At 50.6% G+C, this 715-nt stretch carries 1 protein-coding gene; it reads left to right on the plus strand.

The window, feature by feature from the left end; all coding sequences use genetic code 11:
- A partial coding sequence (locus R7Z49_RS24915; RefSeq protein WP_318112369.1) for a pyrimidine/purine nucleosidase domain-containing protein occupies positions 1–715 on the plus strand: 715 nt, incomplete at both ends.

Genomic DNA, 715 nt, shown 5'->3' on the forward strand with positions numbered 1-715 from the left:
GATCAACACAAAGCGGTTGAGGGGAATGTAGTGCGCCGCGAGCGTGGCATTAAGCTAGAGCTGACCGACCCACCAGAGCATGCGTTTGTCGATGGAGAGATCATTAAAGGCATTCAAGAACACTTATTCTCTGTACTGCGTGACATCGTTTACGTGAACATGCACTTGGCTGACAGTCAGCGCCTCAATCTCACTAACCCAACGCATATTACCAACCTTGTGTTTGGTATTTTGCGTAACGCAGGCGCGCTCACTCCCGGTATTGAACCAAATCTCGTCGTCTGTTGGGGCGGCCATTCAATCAATGGCGTTGAATACCAATACACGCGCGAAGTGGGTAACGAGCTTGGCTTACGTGAACTTAATATCTGTACGGGTTGTGGACCAGGTGCGATGGAAGGCCCGATGAAAGGAGCGGCAATCGGTCACGCTAAACAGCGTTACACCGAGCAACGCTACCTTGGCTTGACGGAGCCTTCAATCATTGCCGCTGAGCCGCCAAACCCAATCGTTAACGAGCTGATCATCATGCCGGACATCGAAAAACGTTTAGAAGCGTTTGTTCGTATGGCGCATGGTATTGTGATCTTCCCGGGTGGTCCGGGTACTGCTGAAGAGTTGCTGTACATTCTTGGTATCATGATGCATCCAGACAATGCTGATCAGCCGATGCCGATTGTGTTAACCGGACCAAAAGAGAGCGAAGAATACTTCC

This window comes from Vibrio sp. 1562, from assembly GCF_033340155.1.
GTDB classification, from domain to species: domain Bacteria; phylum Pseudomonadota; class Gammaproteobacteria; order Enterobacterales; family Vibrionaceae; genus Vibrio; species Vibrio alginolyticus.